This window comes from Vreelandella sp. F11 (assembly GCF_042466685.1).
Lineage (GTDB): Bacteria > Pseudomonadota > Gammaproteobacteria > Pseudomonadales > Halomonadaceae > Vreelandella.
Genome location: NZ_CP170448.1, coordinates 1255315 through 1273849 on the forward strand (window position 1 = coordinate 1255315; position 18535 = coordinate 1273849).

Genomic DNA, 18535 nt, shown 5'->3' on the forward strand with positions numbered 1-18535 from the left:
TTTCTCCGTTTTATAATAAGTAAACAGGACGGTAGTCTTCGTAAGAATCCTAGCTGCGTTGTTGCGTCCGATACTCTGTGGGGCTGACCCCTGTCTCCGCACGAAAGCGGTTGCTGAAATGGCTGCTGGAGCCGAAACCGCAGCGCAGCGCGATCTCAGTCATATTTAGCGAAGTTTCCGCCAACAAGTGTCGCGCCCGGATAAGGCGACGGTGCAAGACATAACGATGGGGCGGGTAGCCAGTGGTCTGTTTGAACATCCGGGCGAAGTGGTAGTCGCTTAGGCCAGTGATGCCCGCCATGTCTTTCAGTGTGAGCGGCTGGTTCAGGTGGTGCTCAATAAACTCCACCACTCGTTTTAATTGCCACGTAGGCAGCCCACCCGTCGGGCGTAGAGTCGGCAGACGGCGCTGGCTGTAGTGGCGTAGGGTGTGTATCAATGCCGTTTGGGTGGCGGAATCCAGCGCTAGCTGATCCAGCGGGTCTTGCCAGTCGCTCTGCCCAAGGGTAGTGCAAAACAGCTGAGTGAGCAGGGCGTCCTCGGCAAAGTCGATTTCGTCCAGTTGTACACGTTGGCCATCTTTATCCCATACCTGTTCGATCAACTGGCTCAGGTGAGTGTCGCTGAAATAGAAATGCAGATGTGAGATAGGCCCGCGTACTTCCCAATTGGTGTCCAGGTTGGCGGGCATTAAACACACGCTGTTGCTGGTCGCGCTGGCAATGGTTTGTGAACCCTGCCAGCGCAGGGAGTTCTCTGCACCGTTAAGATAAACGCTCAGAGTGTGGTGGTTTGAGTGAATGTTCTCAATACGGTCTTTTAAGTTACTCCAACGTGCCAGCGCCATGCCGTTTTTTAGCTGGGTGCTACTCAGCAGACGCGCCTGCGTCTGTCTCATCCTGGGATAGTGGTTCAAGGTATCGGTGAACATTGGCGGCTCCTGGGCACTGCGTTAACAGTACTCAGGCTTAGCACGAAACTCAATCCAGCGAACCACTCAACCGCAAGAATAGACAAACTGGCGCAATCGCGGGCAAGCCAACCAGCCGGGGTGAGCCGACACTATGGCTGACACTAACCACTCTGGAATGGCGAGCCATGAATAGCTTTTTGTATATCTCAACGGTTCTGATCTGGGGCTCGACCTGGCTGGCTATTGCCTGGCAAGTGGGCGACGTGGCAGTGCCGGTCTCGGTATTCTATCGTTTTCTCATCGCCGCGCTGGTGTTGTTAGCCGGGCTTACGTTGTTTCGCCGGCGCCAGGCTCTGCAGGCCAGGGATCATCTTTTCTGCCTAGTGCAGGGTGGCTGTGTGTTTGGTCTGAATTTCTACTGCTTCTATACCGCTGCGGGTTATCTCCCCAGCGGCCTGATCGCTATTCTGTTTTCGATGTCGATACTGTTTAACGCTGCCAATGGCTACCTGTTCTTTCGCACACCGGTGCCGCGAGTATTTTACTTGGCACTGGCCCTTGGTTTGCCGGGTATGGCGCTGATTTTCTGGCAAGACCTGGTCACCGTTGAGGCTACCTGGGAACTACTGGGTGCCATTGGCTTGACGTTGCTGGGTACCTACGGGTTTTCGCTGGGTAACATGGTGTCGGTCAGGCACCAGCGATGCGGTCTGCAAATCAACACCACCAACGCCTTTGCCATGTTGTATGGGGGGATGTTGATGGGGGTGATTGCCTGGGTTCAGGGGGCCAGTTTCAGCCTGCCAGCGGAACCGATATATCTAGGTGCCCTGGTTTATTTAGCCGTAATAGGATCGGTGGGAGGCTTTGGTGCCTACTTTATGCTGGTTGGCCGTATTGGGGCCGGTAAAGCGGCCTACGCGACGGTACTGTTTCCTTTGGTTGCGCTGGCACTGTCAACGGTATTCGAGGGTTACCAGTGGCATGCGGATGCACTTATAGGGTTAGCAATGATTGTGAGTGGCAACCTGCTGATGTTTAACGCCCATCGTTGGGTCTGGCGGTGGCGGCAGCCTGTTTAGTGACGAATAAAGAGGTCTCTGCCTTTCAGTTGCTGTGGTTGAATGCTACTACACTGTGCTCCAAGCATGCCTCAAAGCCGGATCCAAGGAGGAACTTTGAACCTTCTATTTATTCAGCTAAAACAGGCTGCGTAGCCCTGCCTGTTAACGGCACCGGCGCTGCATTTTTATCTCCTGCCCTTGGATCTCATGCTTTTCCAGACCAACCCCACCAGCGCAATCACCAACACGGCGAAAAGCGTTGTTGCGCCCGTCGAATCCAACACCTGCAGAGTCAGACCTGACACGACCAGCCAGAGTGTGGGAATGATGACGGCGACCCAAAGGGCGAACCCTCGTAGCAGAATAAGCACCAGGCCAAGCGTGGTCACTGCTGTGGGATCGGCATGGATGCCGAAGACTTCTGCCTGGTACCAGGAACCACCGCTCAGCGGCGCCACCAGCGGCATGATGATCAGGCCGTAGAGGGTGATGGCTATGCCGATAGTAACCGGTGGGTTTGTTGCGCGTGGCGTGTTATCCAAACCCCATCCCGTAAGCGCCATCACTATCAGTAGAACGACCTGGGCGATAAAAGTGAAACCGACATAGCCCCCGGCCCAGTTGAGTTCTGCATAGCGCTGAAAGAAAAACGCCACGGCGACAAAGGCCCAGAGCGGGGCGGGTAACAGGCAGGCGAGTCGCGTGCGGTGTCTTAGCGCCAGTGCCAGGGTGGCGGCGCCCAGGGCGAGGGTCAGTAATTGCAGCGGCCAGAAGGTTTCGCCCATGCGTTCCATCAGGCGAAAGTACACCTCCGCCGTGAAGGGAATAAAGTCCTGTAGCCGGTAACTTGTCCAGGCGTTCATAGCGACTCGATATAGTCAGCCATCCGCTGCCGGGCATCGGCAGAGGGCATAGGGGAGTGGCCGGCGCGCATGTTCTCGCGCATATGTTCGACCTGGGTGGTGGCGGGTATCGCGCAGGTGATCGCTGGCTGGCTGACGATGAATTTCAGCAGGAAGTCCGCCCAGGTTGTGCAGCCGCATTCCTCGTTGGCCCACTCGGGCAATGCCGCATTACGCTGCTTGAGATGCTTGATCAGGCTGCCGCCATCGTAAGGCCGGTTGGCGATCACGCCGATGCCCCGTTCTTCTGCCAGGGGCAGTAGCCGGTTTTCGGCTTCGCGGTGGGTGATGTTGTAGGTGAGCTGAACAAAGTCGATATCCTCAGACGACATGATCTGCTCGACCTCGTCGTGGCGGCGCCCGTGGGAGGTGGTAATGCCGACATGGCCGATAACGCCTTCGGCCTTCATTTCCTGCAGCGCAGCCAGGTGCTCGCGCCAGTCGGTCAGGTTATGCACCTGCATCAGGTCGAAGTGATCCACCGTCCAGCGCTCTTTTAGCTTCGCCACCTGCTCCCGGGCGGAGCCACCAGCGGGGCTCCAGACTTTTTCGGCGGAAAACAGGCTTTCGGGCATTCCAAGCTCTTGTAAGGCATAACCCATCACATCCGGCGCCGAGCCGTACATGGGCGAAGAGTCGATCAGGCCGCCGCCATGCTCGAAAAAAGCCTTCACCACCTCGGTACGCGCGTCGAGCAACTTCGGATCACTGCCAACGTTGAAGGTGCGCCAGGTGCCCATGCCAATCACGGGCAGCTTTTGGTCACTCCCCGCGAAGGCCTTCCGGTGTATACCGCCGGTGTTGGCAAGCAGCGGCACGCTTGGCAACATCGTCGCGGCCAGCGTGGCGCCGATGAGCGTAAGGCTTTCTCGGCGCGTGATGCGATGCTTGATGAGATAGCTCATAGCGGTCGCTCCTTCCATTTTTTGGGGCTCGGCACCGTGGCCGCCAACACCAGCACAAAGCAGGTCAATACAAACACCTTATTTACAAACCAGTTGGTACGCCAGATCGACCACTCGGGGTCATTGAGAAAGCGCACGGACAGGGTGCCGATGATGAGGATTTCAATAACGGACATGCCCACCGCCAATGCACGCGTGTAGCGGGGCTGTTTGAGCAGCGCCCAGCCTAGCCAGACGTGGGCCACTGGCCAGAGATCCCAATAGATATACCGCGCCCAGGGCTCGCCGTATGCCAGTGCATAGCCAACGGGGAATAGGTATTTGATAAACAGCGTCCACGCAGCGAGGATAAACAGCAGGTGGGCGAGGAAGCGGATCCAGGCATTGGGTGGGGCGGGCAGTGGCATGGCATCTCTCCAGTGCAGGGCCGTTGACGGCCTAGCCTTACACCATCTGCAAGGAGTGCTTGCGCGTTGGCGGAGGAAAGGCGGCGTCGATCTGAGCAAGGTCATCGTCGTCGAGTCTGACGGTATCTGCCTTGGCGTTCTGTCTGAGGTGATCCAGGTTGACGGCTTTGGGAATAGCGATCACCCCAGGGTGGCGCAGGGCCCAGGCGAGGGCGACTTGGGCGGTGGTGGCGTTGTGTTTGTCGGCAATGTGTTGCAGGGTGGCGTCACGCAGTAGCGTGCCGCCTTGGCCGATGGGGCAGTAGGCCATGAGCGGCATGTTGTGCTGTGCTTGCCAGGGTAGCAGATCGTATTCAATGCCGCGTGCTTCGGGGTTGTAGAGCACCTGATTGGTGGCGCAAGCGGGTGCGTCGAGCTCTGCCAAGTCGTCAATGTCAAAGTTCGACACGCCCCAGCGCAGGATCTTGCCCTGCTCGCGCAGTTGCTCAAACGCTTCCACTGTTTCGCTCAGCGGGTACTGGCCGCGCCAGTGCAGCAGGTAGAGATCGATAGTGTCGGTGCCCAATCGGCGCAGGCTTCGCTCGCAGGCGGCTTGCACACCCTCGGCGCTGGCGTTGTGGGGGTAGACCTTACTGACCAGATACACCTCATCGCGCCGACCTTGAAATGCTTGGCCAACGACCTCTTCTGCGCCGCCTTCCGCATACATCTCGGCGGTATCGATCAGCGTCATGCCCAAATCCAGACCTTCACGCAGCGCCCTGACCTCCGCCTGCCGCTGCCCGGCATTCTCGCCCATATGCCAGGTGCCCTGGCCGATACGGGGTACGCTTTCTCCGCCTAGCTCAATCGTCTGCATATTGCTATCTCCTGCTATGATGCAGCTCTGACAGCCCACATCCATCGCAGTTCATAGACTTAAAAACTGCACCTTGCGCAAACCTGCTTTCTGCGTCGTACAGCTTGAGGAAGTGCGTTTTGTCATCCAGCTTATCGGTAACTTAATCACCAAAGATAAGCGGCGTTAAATACATATTGGAGTGCTATGTTTAGGCTCGAAGTCGCGGCATTAGCTACTGGTTTAGCAAGTGTTGTAGTTGCTTTGTTCATCCCTCTTATCTGGAGTGTGTTCCCCGAAATAATGCGCATCTATTTCCTCGGTGGCGAGCCAGGGGCAGTGGTCGTTGGGTTCGGTGTTTTAGTTGGGATAGTAGGAAGTATGCTGTTCGTTATAAACCTGTTTCGCAGGCAGTTTACTCTGTGGTGGGTTAGGTTGTTAACGGTGTTGGCCCTCTACTTGGGTTTAGCCACCGCGGGTGCAGCCGGAATTTAACAAATGTAAGCATCAGGCAGCTATCCGCCCATCACGAACCACTTTAAGGGTGTGATTAGCTCCCCTTTACGCAATCTGCCTAGTTAACAATAAATTGCGCACCGTCTAATTTCTAATTGATTGATATTAATCTTTATTAGAGTATGAGAGCGAATCGGTTAGAAATGGACATATGATTAGCAACTTCACGATTGCCGGGTGGGGCAGTTATCGCCCTCGTATCCAGCAAACTTCGCGCGCCCTGGATGAGCGGCATGGTCATCCTCCTGGCTGGACTGAACGCCAGTTTGGTATCGCTTCGCGCCATGTCGCTAGCGAGGATGAGACCACCTCAATGATGGCGACCGAAGCCGCCCGCGAGGCGCTGAACCGCGCCGGCTGGCACAACACGCCGCCCGACGTGATCATCGGTGGCTGTGGCGTTATGGAGCAACCGATCCCGTCTACAGCCGCTTTAGTTCAGAACCGTCTCGGCTTTAGCCAGTTCGGCGTGCCTAGCTTTGACGTCAACCAGACCTGTTTATCCTTTATGGTGGCACTGGATATCGCCGCCATGGGCATTGCTTGTGGACGCTGGCGGCGCGCGCTGGTGTTCTCTAGCGACATCGCGTCGGCAGGGCTTAACCCCGATGAACCGAAAACGCGTTCCATCTTTGGCGATGGCGCAGCGGCACTGGCGATTGAGGCGACGACAGACACAACGTGTGGAATGCGTTCAAGCGTTTCGGTCACCCATGGTGCTCACCACGCGCTAGCGCAGCTTCGGGCGGGCGGCACAAAGTTGCGTATCGCTGAAGGTTACCAGGCTCTGGTCGCCGGTTCCTATTTCGAAATGGATGCCTTTGGTATTTTCAAGGCCGCTGCCAAAGCGTTGCCTGGTGTCATCGAGCGTGCGCTCGAGCAGGCGGACATAAGCAAGGAGGATCTCGCCTGCGTGATTTGCCATCAGGCCAGTGCACCTGGGGTCGAGCATATTAAGCGGCTTTTCGCGCCCAACAGTGACCGCGTGGTCAATATCTTTCCGAATACCGGTAACCAGATCGCTGCCTCAATCCCGACCGTGCTCGCCCACGCACTTACGGCGGGTGTCGCCAAGCCGGGTGACTATATCCTGCTGCTGGGCACCGCCGCGGGGATCAGTGCCAGTGCCATGGTGCTCAAGCTATGAGCCAACGGCGTATCCTTATCACCGGGGCGACCGGCGGGCTGGGCATGGCGCTGGTGCGCGAGGCGCTAAAACGCGGGCATGCTGTGCGTGCCACAGGGCGTTCGCAGGTTGCGGGCGAGGCGCTAACGTCACTCGGCGCGCAGTTCGTTAGGGTGGAGCTTACCCACCCAGAAACTGATTTTCGCGAGCTCCTGAAGGATGTCGATAGCGTGATTCATGCCGCCGCCTTATCGGCCAGCTGGGGCCCACCGCGAGCATTTGAGATCCACAACCTTCAACTGACCGAACAACTGCTTGAAGCGGCCAGCCGCTCGGGCGTAGAGCGTTTCGTGTTTGTTTCTTCGCCATCAATTTTTGCCGCGTATCGTGACCGGTTAGCCATCGGCGAATATGACGCCCCTACGCTTCAGCCACTTAACCACTACGCACGTACCAAGCTCGCGGCGGAACGTAGCGTGCTTGTGCGGTGTGAGGACGCCATGGCCTGCTGCGCCATTCGCCCGCGCGCACTGGTGGGGCCGGGCGATCGGGTGATCTTGTCCAAGTTGGCCGAACTGGCGGGGCGCGAGCGGATGCCGCTTCCGCGTGGCGGCCGGGCGCTGATTGAGTTGACCGATCTGCGCGACGCCGCATGGGCCATCTGCGCCGCTGAGGAGCAGGCAGTCGGGCTTGCCGGAAAGGCAATCAACATATCGGGAGGTAGACCCATTGCGGTACGAGAGGTGGCTGGTAAGCTCGCCAAGGCGTTGGGAAAAACACCGCAGCTTGTCTCACTGCCGGTTGGCTTGGCGCGTGCTATTGCTGTGCTCAGTGAAAACGCTGCGCTGCTGATGCGCTCTGCTCGCGAGCCGATGCTGACCCGTTACAAGCTGGCGACGCTGGCCTACTCTCAGACCTTTGATCTCGAGCCTGCTCAGCGACTACTCGGCTACCGACCCCAGCATGATGCACTGGCAACCCTGCTGGCCGAAGCGCGGCAGCTTGCCACGCAGGAAGAGCAGCCATGATTCGCGTCGGATTTCGTTGGCTTGAACGCGGTTTATGCCGCCATCCAGAGGTCGCCACTCTCTCGGGTGGGAGCCTATGTGCGGTTGATTTTCCCGCCATGGTGGGGGTGATTGAGCACCCCACGCGGGGTATTTTGTTGTTCGATACCGGCTATGATCCTGCTTTTATCGATGCAACCGAGACGTTCCCCGAGCGGTTCTATCGCTGGACAACGCCGGTCAACATTGATGCACAGCAGGCGTGGAGCGCCTGGCTCGCGACCCATGGGATTGAAGACAGCGCGATTGTTGGCACCATTATCTCGCATTTTCATGGCGATCATGTCGCCGGGATGTGCCACCTTGCCCAGCGGCCGCTCTATTGCGCCCGTGCGGGTCTGTCCGAATTGCGCCGGCCGGGTCGCTTTGGCCGCGTGCGCCAGGGCCTGCTGCCTTCACTGGTTCCCCAGGCAGCCGATGCCAATGCTCGCTTTTTTGAAGATGCGCCAGCAGTGTCACTACCCAGCGGGTTCGCGCCCTTTAGCGAAGGCCGTGACATCCTGGGTGACGGCAGCTTGGTCGCCGTCGAACTGCCCGGTCATTGCGTTGGCCACTGGGGGCTGGCACTGCGCACCAGCGACGATCGCCAGGTCTTGCTGGCTGCCGATGCGGTGTGGCTTGGCAAATCAATCACGCAACGCCGACCGCCGCCGTGGCTGACCACCGCACTTCTCGGCGATACCCGGCGTTATCGCGCTACGCTAAACCTGTTGAGCGAGGCGGCGTGCTGCAATGGCGACCTGGTCATCCTACCTTCACATTGCGCTGCCAGTGCCAAGCGTTTTGGCGGCCATGATGCGAACTGACCGGGTCTTAGCCGCGTGGATACGAACGCGCCGTGCGCTTAGCATGTCGCCGACGCAACTGGCTGCGCGGCGAGCCAGCATGTGGCGCAAGCTGCAGCCTGTCATTGCCCGTACGCCCGCACTGGCACGCTATGCTGGTCGCGATCTGGCGGAGTTTCCGGTCACTGACATCGCGGATCTTCGTGCTGATTACGGCGCCTGGAACAGCCTAGGCATGAGCGATGAGGAACTGCGCGGGTTGGCTGCCGCCGCAGAGCAAGGCACTGCCGTTGGCGAATTGTCGGCAGGCTGGTCGACTGGAACGGGAGGCGGTGCGCGAGGGCTATTTCTCGCCAGCCCCGCAGAGCGTGCCGACTACATCGGCCAGAGCCTGGCCCGACTGCTCCCAGCGCGTGCCTTGCTCAAGCGCCAACGGCTCGCCCTGCATTTGCGCGCCAGCAATGCGCTCTACAGCGATGTTGGGCGAGGGCGGTTTACGTTTGCCCATTTCCCTCTTGAAGCGTCGATTGATCAGAGCGCTGCAGAACTGGCGCACTTCGAGCCGACGATCCTGATCGCACCGCCGCATCGGCTGGCCGCTTTCGCAGCTGCAGGGGCGCATTTCCCCTCGCTGCAGCATCTATTTTGCGGCAGCGAGCCGACTAGCGAAGCTGAGTGCGATTTCCTCACTGAGCGGCTGGGGGTAAGGCCACGCCAAATATACCAAGCGACCGAAGGGTTTCTGGCCGCTGAGTGTGCGAACGGCCGGCTGCACCTCAACGATCATGCGATGGCTATCGAGCTCGAGCCGGTTCCCGGTACGCCTGGCTATCGACCGATTATTACCGACCTTCGCCGCACCAGCCAACCGATTGTCCGTGTTCGCGGCGACGATTATCTGGAACTCGACGCTTGTTCCTGCCCGTGCGGTTTTGCTGGTCGCGTCATCCATGCGCCACAAGGCCGGGTGAGCGATATCTGGCGCTTTGAGGGTCGCACCGTTACGCCACCTCAGGTGGTAGCCGCGCTTGAGGCGGTGCTGGGGGGCGACAAAATCTGGCAGGCAGAAGCAGGGCCTGAACGCGTCGTACTGCATTTCTCATCGCTTGGCCCTGCCGCTATCTCCACCCCGAGCGCAACGACGGCTGCTCGGGCGCTGAGCCAGGCATGCGATTTACCGGTGCCGGTTGAGGTCTTTCATGATCTGAGCGCGTGGAGCGGCCCCAAACGCCGTAAAGTGGTGTGGCGCGATGGCTAGACGCGTGCTTATTACCGGCGCTCGGGCGGTTGCCGCACTGGATATTGCCCGGGATTTCGCCGCCGCCGGATGGGAGCCGCATCTGGCTGACAGCGTACCGGTGCGTATGGCGCGCTGGTCGAAAGCCCCTGCGCGGGTTCACCGCTATCCCGCGCCCCGGCAGCAGGGCGCAGCCTTTCGCGCGCGTATTGTCGAGCTAGTCGATACCTTCGGTTTCGAGCGGGTAGTGCCGACCTGCGAGGAGGTTTTCCATCTGGCGGCGCCCGCCCTTCAGTGCCGATTGGGTGAGCGCCTGTTTGTGCCTGACCTTGCGACGTTGCGCCAACTTCACGACAAGTTCGCCTTTGCGCGCCAGTGCGGCGAATGGGGCCTGCCTGTACCGGAAAGCCATCCGATAGATTGCGTAGAAGAGTTGGATCGCTTCGCTAGCAGGAGTCGCGAGTGGGTGTTCAAACCGCGCTTCAGCCGATTTGGTGATAGCGCGCTGGTCGCCCCTGACCGGGCTGCGTTGGCCGCTATTGCACCCACCCCCGGCACACCCTGGATGGCACAAGCGCGTATACATGGCGAAGAAGTCTGCTTTCACGGCGTGGCGCATCGGGGAGCGTTGGTTGCCTTTGCTGCCTACCGTTCCAGCTGGCGCCTGGGCGGGGGAGCTGGCTATGCTTTTGAACCTGTCGCAGATCAGCATCGCGAAACGCTGCGCACAATGGCTGCTCGCCTGGCGCAGTGTGCCGCCATTCACGGGCAGTTCGCTTGCGATGCAGTGTTCGATGAAGCGGGGGCTGCCTACCTGCTCGAATGTAATCCGCGCGCAACCAGCGGCGTGCATCTGCTCACTGGTGCCGGTCATCTGGCCCATGCAATCGGTGATGGGGTCGCCGCACCTGAAGCCGCGCCACGCACTCTTTATCTTGGCCCGGCGATGGTCGTATTTGGCCTGCCGCAGGCGGTGCGTGGTGCGCGTATGCGCGATTGGTGGCGCTGCGTTGCTACCGGGCGCGACGTGGTGTCTCGGTCTGGCGATCGCTGGCCTTTGCTAGGCGCGCTTTGCGACGCCGCCTCCTTCGCCCTGACGGGTTTCAAACACAATATCTCGACAAATGCCGCCGCCACTTACGATCTTGAGTGGAATGGTGAGGAGCTGCCTTAATGACATTCCCCCAGTCAGTCCGTGATGCCTGGCACATGGTTGCCTTATCGAAAGATTTGAAGCGCGGTAAAGCGCAAAAGGTCATGTGCTGCGATACACCGATTGCACTCTTTCGCAGTGAAGAGGGGGTTGGCGCCTTGGTCGATCGATGCCCGCACCGCAATTATCCACTGTCTGAAGGGCGTGTTCACAAAGGGGCGCTCGAGTGTCCTTATCACGGCTGGCGCTTCGCAAGCGATGGAACTTGCACTGAAGTGCCCGGTTGCCTGGTCGATACGACCCATGAACAACGGCTCAAGGCTGAGGCATTGCGCGTGGTCGAGCGGCACGGGGGAGTCTTTGTGGCGCTTTCTGACGCGGCACCCGTCGAGCCAGCGTTACCTCCTGACTTCGGTAACCCTGAACTCGATCATTTCTGGTGGCAACAAGGCACCTGGGTGGGTCGCGCCTACGATGCGGTTGAAAATGTGATGGATCCGTTCCACACCAATCATCTGCACCATGGTTTTATTCGTCGTCGGGATCGACGCTTGCCAGTGGAGCTGATTGTTACCAGCTACGGTGACGGAATCGATATGGCCATCGAGCAAACCCAGCCCGACTATGGCCTGATGTCGCGCTTTTTGGAGCGTGATCGCTCGCGCAGCATCTCGCGCTACTATCCGCCCACTACGGTTCAAGCGCGCTGGGAAGGTGAAACCAAGTTGACGTTATGTGTTACTGCCATTTTCACACCAGTGACAGGAAGCAGTTTCACGCCTTTCGCGCGCTTTTCGACACCCAAAGGTATGGCGCCAAGCTGGCTCAAACAGTTGGCCATTCGGCTGTTCCTGGCTCCAGTGGTTTCGCAAGATCGTCGCGCATTAGAGCGCCAGCACGAAGTGATGACTCACTTCGGACAGCCTAAATTCATCTCTGGGCCTGGCGACATTCTTAAAACTCGATTGCATCGGCTCTGGGTGGGTGAGCAGTTAGAGCCTGGCACTGATCCAGCGGTGGAGGTAAGGCTTTAGCCTCGGTGGGCGTTGAGCTAACGAGTCGCTCTCCGTACATTTGGTATTTACATTAAATGATACTTATAAAAATCCTAGTTTTTTAAAGCTTTGGTTAGGTAAAGTTTACTTTTTTGCTCATGAGCCATAACCAGGAGAGAAGCATGTATCGAGTAGTGATCGTTCTATGTATTTTTTTAGCGGGCTGCACCACAAAACTGTGGGAGCCCAAGCCTGAAAGAGTGGTGGCCGTTAACGGCTTCTATGTTAACCAAGAAACGAATGATTTAGTGGTCACCACACGGCGTGAGGCTTATCTATTTCCCTCTCAGCAGCGACTTGGTCAGGCGTTGATGCTCAGCCGAGAGATTGAGTTTCTTCCCGAATTTAGCGGCTTCTCGCTCTCTAGCGCCAATGTGGTGACCGGCAGCATTAAGCTCACACTACATGAACAGAACCCTTCAGCCGAGCTTGTCAGCCAATTAACCGCATTGGGCTTTACGAAAAATCCTGTCACGAATAGCTTCCAGTTGATACGGGAGATTAGGGGCGAGCGATATACCATTGAGGGAAGTTTGCCGCTTGAAAAGCTCGAAAACGAGTATCAAGTCAGGATGAGCATGCCCAGGGGCCCCATCGATACCGCCGGACGTGTTATTGCAACGCCTGTAGCCATTACGTTTGATGCGGCCGCAACGGTCGTGGCAATTCCTCTCTTCGCACTTTTTGCGGTGTCACAGGGTTTGCTTGGGCCATGAACAAGCAGAGTGTGTTAATGAGCGCACAGGGAAAGTTGAAAACAGTTGCCCATAGCGCCAGGCCAATGACTAGTTTTTTCTGAAAAGTCTGCGAGCGGAGGCCAGACAAGGCAAAATCGGCGAAAAGAATCGACTATTGATTGCTCGGGTGGCGGAGGAGATGGCGGCAGTAAGTGAATCAGTAGCAGCGTTAATGTCGTGCTCGATAAACGCGAACCTGAGGCCTGGCTCGGCGACCACCTCATGTGAGCGTTGCGCTATTACAGTTGCTGGACGGCCAGCGCCAAGTTGGGCGCCAAGGGCAGCCGTGGCAGCAGCGTCGCCTGATAGGCGTGATAAAGATCGGGCTTGACGTCGCCCTCGACGGGATCAAGCCGCAGCTGTCCGTCCAACTCCTGGTGCCAGCCGCCCCGTGCGCGATCAATAAAGGCGGTGTCGACGAAATCCCAAAGCTGCTGATACCAGCGCTCGTAGTAGGCTTCGCCAGTGCGCTGAAGAAACACGGCAGCGGCGGCCAGTGCTTCGCAGTGAGTCCAGTGGCGACGCCGCAGGGAGTTTGGGCGTCCCTCCCAGTCCACGGTATACACTAGCCCCGGGGCGCCGTCGGTGGCCCAGCCGTCACGCAGGCTGGCATCAAACAGCGCCGCGGCGTCAGTGAATAGCCAAGAAGGAGCTGCGCGGCTGCGAGATTCAAGCGCCGCCTCCAGGTGCAGCATCAAGCGCGACCATTCGAAACCGTGACCCGGTGTGGCGCCATAGGGGTAGAAGCCATCGTCGGGGCGGTCAGCATTGTGTTCCGGCCATTCCGACCAGTCGCCATGAAAATGCTCGAGGATGCGGTAATCCCGGAGAGCTGCGTGGCGGTGAATCAGCCGTTCGACGATGCCCAGCGCGCGATTAAGCCACAGCGGTTCGTCGCGCACCTCGGCCAGCGCCAAGCACAGCTCTACGCCGTGCATGTTGCTGTTGCCGCCGCGGTAGTCGCTCAGTTGGCCCCAGTCCTGGCTGTAACTCTCCACGAAGGCCTGCTCCTCCGCCGACCAGAAGTGGGTGTTGATCACCCCGACGGCCTCTTCGAGCAGAGCCGCCGCGCCGGGAATGTCGGCATGGGTCGCAGTGGCGGCGCCGAGGGCGACGAAGTGATGGGTATAGCACTGCTTAGTGCGGTCATCGCTGGTGGCGGGGTCGGCGCAGAACCAGCCGCCGTATTGCTCGTCTCGGAGTTTTCCTGCCAACGCAAGAATCGCGTGTTCGGAGAGCGCAGCAGCGCCCGGTACGCCCTGTAGTGCCGCCAAAGCACAACTGTGCGCCATACGTGCGGTCAGCATGGTGTCGGCGCTGGCGCCGTGGGGAACACGCCCGTCTCCATCGAGCGCCGCAAAACCGCCTGAGGCCAGACGCGCCTGACGATGAAATTCGAACAATGCGAGCCCTTCGCGGGTCAGCCAGTGGTGATGGGTGGCACTATTTAGCCAGCGCCGGGGTTTTTGACCGGTGTCGTGGTTCATCGCAGCCATGCCTTATGTGATCAAGTGGGATCTCGCCTCAGCCATTGACGATGGTGCCACCGTTTGGGTGGATCGTTTGACCGCTGATGAAGGAAGCATCCTGGCTGGCCAGAAACACAAAGACCGGGCCGAGTTCGCTGGGCTGACCGGCTCGGCCCATCGGTGTATCCTCACCGAAGCCTTCCAGCCACTGTGAATCGTGGGCGCCTAGGGTGGCGGGCTGCAGCGGCGTCCAGACCGGGCCGGGCGCCACGGCGTTGACACGAATGCCGCGCCCTACTACTTGATTCGACAGGCTACGCGTGAAGCTGATGATTGCGCCCTTGGTAGCGGAGTAATCGACAAGAATTTCGGGGCCGACATAGGCATTGATAGAGGCGGTGTTGATAATCGAGTCACCCTCGCTCAGGTGCGGCAGCGCCGCCTTGGCGAGGTAGAACTGGCTGTGCATATTGACCTCGAACATTCGACGCCACTGCTCATCGGGCAGCTCGGTGAGATCTTCGCTAACCCACTGCGTACCGGCGTTGTTGACCAGCACATTGATCCCGCCCAGGTTATCCAACGTCTCGGCGATGCAGAAACGGCAGAAGTTGGCATCCGACAGGTCACCTTCGATCAGGTGACAGCGGCGTCCTTCCGCTTCTACCAAACGCTTGGCTTCATTGGCGTCCTCGGTTTCGCTGAGATAGACGATAGCCACGTCGGCCCCTTCGCGCGCAAAGTGGATCGCCACTGAACGACCGATACCACTATCGCCACCAGTGATTAGCGCGACCTTGCCAGCGAGTTTGTCGGCGCCCTTGTATCCGTCTCGGATCATCTCGGCCGCTGGATTCATAGCGGCCTCGCTGCCGGGCAGTGTCTGTGCTTGAGCGTGGATCTTAGGCTTACTGACCATGTTCACCTCCATGTGGTATATGAAGTCACGACAACAGGCTGTGCCTGTACCTAACGTAGACTTTGATCTACATCATCACAAGGTCGCTTATCGATGGAAGGCTATAGTGGAGCGTTGCTCAAGGGGAAGAGGTTAGTCTGTCTGGATATTCCCGACCACTACGAGTTAATGCAGCCTGAACACATCACCTTGCTCAAGGAAAGGGTTCCGGAGTACGTGCGGTTGCCGACAGTCGAAACATAGCTAGAAACCTGGGCCCCGGCCAGGCGCCAGCTCGGGCGGGCCTAGCGCTGTTACCATTGCTGGACTTCGCCGGTGCGCCGTAGGATTGAGAATAGCGCTGACGAGTCGCTCTCCGCTCATTTCAGGTTTATAGGAAATTAAACTTATTAAAATCCTGGTTTTTTTAAAGCTTTGGTCAGGTAAAGTTTACTTGGACTGCCATAGACAATAACCAGGAGGGAAGCATGTAGCGTAGTAGTTAACCAGAGGTTCCCTGGTATTTATTAAAGAACGGAGGTTAAGGGTGGGACTATTCGATAACTTCAAGAAGAAGCGCGCTATTAAAGGCTACATAGAGAAACTGCCTAACGTTTTGGTCAACGGTTATGGACGCCAGGAGTATTATACGCAGCTGCAGGTAAGGCGGAGTATTGAGCGCGCGGGGCTAAATAGCCAGCATCAGCACTATGCGCTGGCGATGTATACCAATCATCCAGAGTTTGTCGCTTATCAGAGCGAAATACATGAAAATTTCAGCTATGAAAAACTGCGTGAAGAGGTGGGCGGTGCCTACTTTTCAGGTAGCACTGACTTCAACTGTTCAAGCGTAATAGCAGCGTCAGCGAGTTTTGGAGGTGATACGTCTAGCATCGATTGCTCGGGCGGTGGAGGAGATAGCTCACCATAACGCCGCCGACAAGCTCGGCCCAGTGGTCGACGAACTTGCGCTCAAGATCAACAAGTCGCCGGACGCACTTGGAGCCGAGTGGGGAAATTTGGGCTACCACAACGGACTCTTTGTTGATGGGATAGCGCTCTCCTCTGTTCACGCAGTTTCAGCATAAATATCCTGGCATCGTGCTGGATGTCGCCGTATCCAACCAGCTGTTCAATCTGACGCGCCGAGAAGCTGACGTCGCCATCCGTCCATCCAACGCTCCCCCTGAAAATCTGATTTGGCGACCGCTGACCGCTATTGGACAAGCTATCTATGGACACCGAAGCCTCAATTTGACACCAGGGGCACCCATCAAGGCTCTTGCTAGCCAGCCCTGGATTGATCCGGATCACGATGGCAGGACTCAGCACTGGATCAGTGGATGGATAGCTGAAAAAGGCCTGTGTCTACCGTGTGGGTACCCTGGTTAATATATTCAGCGCTGTTCGTGCACAGAAACAACGCTTGGCCGGGCCATTATTGGGCTAGCTTGGTTCGCTAATATGTGGGCGTCATTGGCTTGACGTTGCTGGTTACCTACGGGTTTTCGCTGGGTAACATGGTGTTGACGGTCATAGGTGAGCTCAAGAATCGTGCAGATAATTGAGGGGGAAGAATGCAATTCATCGTAAACATTGATGTAGAGGACATGGGGAAAGCAATTACCTTCTACGAGAACGGGCTCGGTTTGCAGCTCATGCGGCAGCTATTTGGCGGTACGGTTGCAGAAATGGGGGGAGGGCCTGCCTCCATTTACCTGATTGAGCAGCCTGATGCGAGCATTGCGGCCCCAGGGATCTCTCTCCAACGTGATTACAGGCGGCACTGGACGCCAGTACATCTGGATTTCATTGTTGAAGATATTGACGCAGCAGTCGAGCAGGCAGTTTCGGTGGGTGCTGTCCAAGAAGGAGGAATCAAATCTTTTGATTGGGGGATGCTGGCGACAATGAGCGATCCATTTGGCAATGGGTTCTGCCTACTAGTGTTTGCTGAAGGCGGTTACGATCATGCTGAATAATCCCCTGTACATGACTACAACGCGTTCCGGGTTTCATTGGGCGTTACGAGGTCGGCTGAACCCTACCTAGCGATTGTTCTGAAACAGGCGGTCGTTAAGAGCCTGCTGTTGTGTGGGGCTAACGGCAGCAACGGGTGATATTGCTTCAAAAGATGTCGCGGCTGAGTGGGCAAAAGGCCAACTAGCAAAGGAACACTCAGCTTTATTGGACTACGCTAAGCAAGGTTACCTCGGAAATATTGAGGATCGATGGGAGGAGAAGCAGTGGGAGGGCAAGGCGCTCACCTGTTGTCTGCGAAAATCTTGTGAGGCGTGTCTTGGTATCTGGCAGCGAGAAGGTTCCGACGATCAGAATGAATATTGCTGAAAGCAGTTCATTCATCACTGCGTTATTATTTTCGAATTAGGCGCCATTGTTATTTGCTTGGCGACCAGTTCACCTATGCAGACATTCTCGTGGTTGCTGCATTAAGTCAGGTACCGCATACAAACCTTCTAGATATATTCCCGAATGTGATTTCCGGCTTAACGCGCTGCCGCGACCGGCCAGCGTGGCATAAATGCCTTGATGCTTACAATCGCCGCTTGGCCGTGTCAGTAGCCTTTACCGTCTTGGCTAAGACCCTTAGTGCTGGTGCGACGCGAAGTCACTCATGAAATACATAGGAGAGTGGGGTAATGGCAACCACTAAACAGCCGCTACCAAGTATCGTATCTTCAGAAGAGTGGGAATTAGCGCTGGATCAGCTTCTTATAAAAGAGAAAGCGTTGACCCGAGCACGCGATGCCTTGAGCGCTGAGCGTAGAAAGCTACCCATGGTGAAAGTAGACAAAAACTATGAATTCCATGGCGACGAAGGCCCTATATCTTTGCTCGAATTGTTCGCTGGGCGTCGTCAACTCATTGTTTATCACTTTATGTACGCGCCTGAATGGAAAGCGGGGTGCGACGGGTGTTCGTGGGTTGCTGACGCCATGACTCACCCGGCCCACCTGCATGCGCGTGATACCTCGCTGGTGATGGTGTCACGCGCTCCCTTAGAGAAAATTCAGCAGTACAAAACGCGTATGGGTTGGACGATTCCCTGGTACTCCTCTTTTGAAAGCGACTTTAATTATGATTTTGGGGTGACGACAGCGGAGGGAGAAAGGCACGGCGCCAGCGTATTTCTCCGCGACGGAGACGACATATATCGCACTTATTTTACCGGGGCGCGTGGCGTCGAATATTTAGGTAGCTTCTGGACGTACCTGGATTTAACACCGTATGGTCGCCAGGAAACGTGGGAAGACTCCCAAGAAGGCTGGCCTCAGACTAAACCGTATGAATGGAACCGCCGCCATGACGAGTATGACACTTAATCATCAGGAAACTCGCTTGGAGGGTTGCTGAATGGTGATTCAGATTATTCTCATCAGCTGCGGCAAACCTTTGTTGCTCCGGATCTCTTCTAGTTTGCCTGGTTACTTTTCATCTTAAT

The 18535-nt window shown here is 57.3% G+C and carries 21 protein-coding genes; 14 read left to right on the forward strand and 7 right to left on the reverse strand.

Annotated elements, in window-relative coordinates; all coding sequences use genetic code 11:
• Window positions 1–49: 49 nt before the first annotated feature.
• Complete coding sequence (locus ACFIOZ_RS05635; RefSeq protein ID WP_386082713.1) at window positions 50–931, reverse strand: helix-turn-helix domain-containing protein; 882 nt, start codon at window positions 929–931, stop codon at window positions 50–52.
• A 167-nt stretch (window positions 932–1098) separates the two neighbouring features.
• Here ACFIOZ_RS05635 and ACFIOZ_RS05640 point away from each other — a divergent pair, with 167 nt between their 5' ends.
• Window positions 1099–1995 carry a DMT family transporter gene (locus ACFIOZ_RS05640; protein ID WP_386082714.1) on the forward strand — a complete coding sequence of 299 codons (897 nt, stop codon included), beginning with the start codon at window positions 1099–1101 and terminating at the stop codon, window positions 1993–1995.
• A gap of 167 nt (window positions 1996–2162) precedes the next feature.
• Here the strand turns inward: ACFIOZ_RS05640 and ACFIOZ_RS05645 are convergent, their stop codons facing one another.
• Genes ACFIOZ_RS05645 through ACFIOZ_RS05660 form a run of 4 tightly spaced genes read right to left on the reverse strand, consistent with a single transcriptional unit; the run spans window position 2163 to window position 5050 of the window.
• The gene (locus tag ACFIOZ_RS05645) at window positions 2163–2840 is read right to left on the reverse strand and encodes a DUF6064 family protein (protein ID WP_386082715.1); all 678 of its coding nucleotides are present in this window, start codon (window positions 2838–2840) and stop codon (window positions 2163–2165) included.
• Window positions 2837–3784 (reverse strand): aldo/keto reductase, encoded by a 948-nt coding sequence (locus ACFIOZ_RS05650; RefSeq protein WP_386082716.1) that lies wholly within the window; start codon window positions 3782–3784, stop codon window positions 2837–2839. Before ACFIOZ_RS05650 ends, ACFIOZ_RS05645 begins: the two co-directional genes overlap by 4 nt.
• On the reverse strand, window positions 3781–4191 hold the full coding sequence (locus tag ACFIOZ_RS05655) for a hypothetical protein (protein ID WP_386082717.1): 411 nt from the start codon (window positions 4189–4191) through the stop codon (window positions 3781–3783). Before ACFIOZ_RS05655 ends, ACFIOZ_RS05650 begins: the two co-directional genes overlap by 4 nt.
• A gap of 37 nt (window positions 4192–4228) precedes the next feature.
• Window positions 4229–5050, reverse strand: a complete 822-nt coding sequence (locus tag ACFIOZ_RS05660) for an aldo/keto reductase (protein WP_386082718.1) — start codon at window positions 5048–5050, stop codon at window positions 4229–4231.
• 646 nt (window positions 5051–5696) lie between these two features.
• On the opposite strand from ACFIOZ_RS05660, the gene ACFIOZ_RS05665 reads away from it, so the two are divergent.
• The 7 genes from ACFIOZ_RS05665 to ACFIOZ_RS05695 all read left to right on the forward strand — a co-directional run bounded on the left by ACFIOZ_RS05665 (window position 5697) and on the right by ACFIOZ_RS05695 (window position 12684).
• Window positions 5697–6692, forward strand: a complete 996-nt coding sequence (locus tag ACFIOZ_RS05665; RefSeq protein WP_386082719.1) for a 3-oxoacyl-[acyl-carrier-protein] synthase III C-terminal domain-containing protein — start codon at window positions 5697–5699, stop codon at window positions 6690–6692.
• The gene (locus ACFIOZ_RS05670; protein WP_386082720.1) at window positions 6689–7699 is read left to right on the forward strand and encodes an NAD-dependent epimerase/dehydratase family protein; all 1011 of its coding nucleotides are present in this window, start codon (window positions 6689–6691) and stop codon (window positions 7697–7699) included. The genes ACFIOZ_RS05665 and ACFIOZ_RS05670 overlap by 4 nt, the downstream gene beginning before the upstream one ends.
• On the forward strand, window positions 7696–8544 hold the full coding sequence (locus ACFIOZ_RS05675) for an MBL fold metallo-hydrolase (protein WP_386082721.1): 849 nt from the start codon (window positions 7696–7698) through the stop codon (window positions 8542–8544). The genes ACFIOZ_RS05670 and ACFIOZ_RS05675 overlap by 4 nt, the downstream gene beginning before the upstream one ends.
• A gap of 43 nt (window positions 8545–8587) precedes the next feature.
• Entirely contained in the window at window positions 8588–9781 is a 1194-nt protein-coding gene (locus ACFIOZ_RS05680) for a hypothetical protein (protein WP_386082722.1), read from the forward strand.
• Window positions 9774–10934, forward strand: coding sequence for an ATP-grasp domain-containing protein (locus tag ACFIOZ_RS05685; protein ID WP_386082723.1), 1161 nt, complete (start codon window positions 9774–9776; stop codon window positions 10932–10934). The genes ACFIOZ_RS05680 and ACFIOZ_RS05685 overlap by 8 nt, the downstream gene beginning before the upstream one ends.
• A complete protein-coding gene (locus ACFIOZ_RS05690; RefSeq protein ID WP_386082724.1) occupies window positions 10934–11947 on the forward strand; it encodes a Rieske 2Fe-2S domain-containing protein in 1014 nt (337 codons plus the stop codon). Before ACFIOZ_RS05685 ends, ACFIOZ_RS05690 begins: the two co-directional genes overlap by 1 nt.
• A 143-nt stretch (window positions 11948–12090) precedes the next feature.
• Entirely contained in the window at window positions 12091–12684 is a 594-nt protein-coding gene (locus tag ACFIOZ_RS05695) for a hypothetical protein (protein WP_386082725.1), read from the forward strand.
• 260 nt (window positions 12685–12944) lie between these two features.
• Here the strand turns inward: ACFIOZ_RS05695 and ACFIOZ_RS05700 are convergent, their stop codons facing one another.
• Window positions 12945–14192 (reverse strand): AGE family epimerase/isomerase, encoded by a 1248-nt coding sequence (locus ACFIOZ_RS05700; protein WP_386082726.1) that lies wholly within the window; start codon window positions 14190–14192, stop codon window positions 12945–12947.
• Window positions 14193–14229: 37 nt separating this feature from the next.
• On the reverse strand, window positions 14230–15093 hold the full coding sequence (locus tag ACFIOZ_RS05705; protein WP_386082727.1) for an SDR family oxidoreductase: 864 nt from the start codon (window positions 15091–15093) through the stop codon (window positions 14230–14232).
• A 526-nt stretch (window positions 15094–15619) separates the two neighbouring features.
• Between ACFIOZ_RS05705 and ACFIOZ_RS05710 the strand changes: the two genes are divergently transcribed.
• The 6 genes from ACFIOZ_RS05710 (at window position 15620) to ACFIOZ_RS05735 (ending at window position 18416) form a co-directional block, all read left to right on the forward strand.
• A complete protein-coding gene (locus tag ACFIOZ_RS05710) occupies window positions 15620–16003 on the forward strand; it encodes a DUF6559 family protein (RefSeq protein ID WP_386082728.1) in 384 nt (127 codons plus the stop codon).
• 170 nt (window positions 16004–16173) lie between these two features.
• Window positions 16174–16464, forward strand: coding sequence for a hypothetical protein (locus tag ACFIOZ_RS05715; RefSeq protein ID WP_386082729.1), 291 nt, complete (start codon window positions 16174–16176; stop codon window positions 16462–16464).
• Between the two features lie 185 nt (window positions 16465–16649).
• A complete protein-coding gene (locus tag ACFIOZ_RS05720; RefSeq protein WP_386082730.1) occupies window positions 16650–17054 on the forward strand; it encodes a VOC family protein in 405 nt (134 codons plus the stop codon).
• Between the two features lie 112 nt (window positions 17055–17166).
• The gene (locus tag ACFIOZ_RS05725) at window positions 17167–17421 is read left to right on the forward strand and encodes an aminoglycoside adenylyltransferase domain-containing protein (RefSeq protein WP_386082731.1); all 255 of its coding nucleotides are present in this window, start codon (window positions 17167–17169) and stop codon (window positions 17419–17421) included.
• The gene (locus tag ACFIOZ_RS05730; RefSeq protein ID WP_386082732.1) at window positions 17415–17711 is read left to right on the forward strand and encodes a glutathione binding-like protein; all 297 of its coding nucleotides are present in this window, start codon (window positions 17415–17417) and stop codon (window positions 17709–17711) included. The genes ACFIOZ_RS05725 and ACFIOZ_RS05730 overlap by 7 nt, the downstream gene beginning before the upstream one ends.
• Before the next feature lie 21 nt (window positions 17712–17732).
• Window positions 17733–18416, forward strand: a complete 684-nt coding sequence (locus tag ACFIOZ_RS05735) for a DUF899 domain-containing protein (protein WP_386082733.1) — start codon at window positions 17733–17735, stop codon at window positions 18414–18416.
• Window positions 18417–18535: the final 119 nt, after the last annotated feature.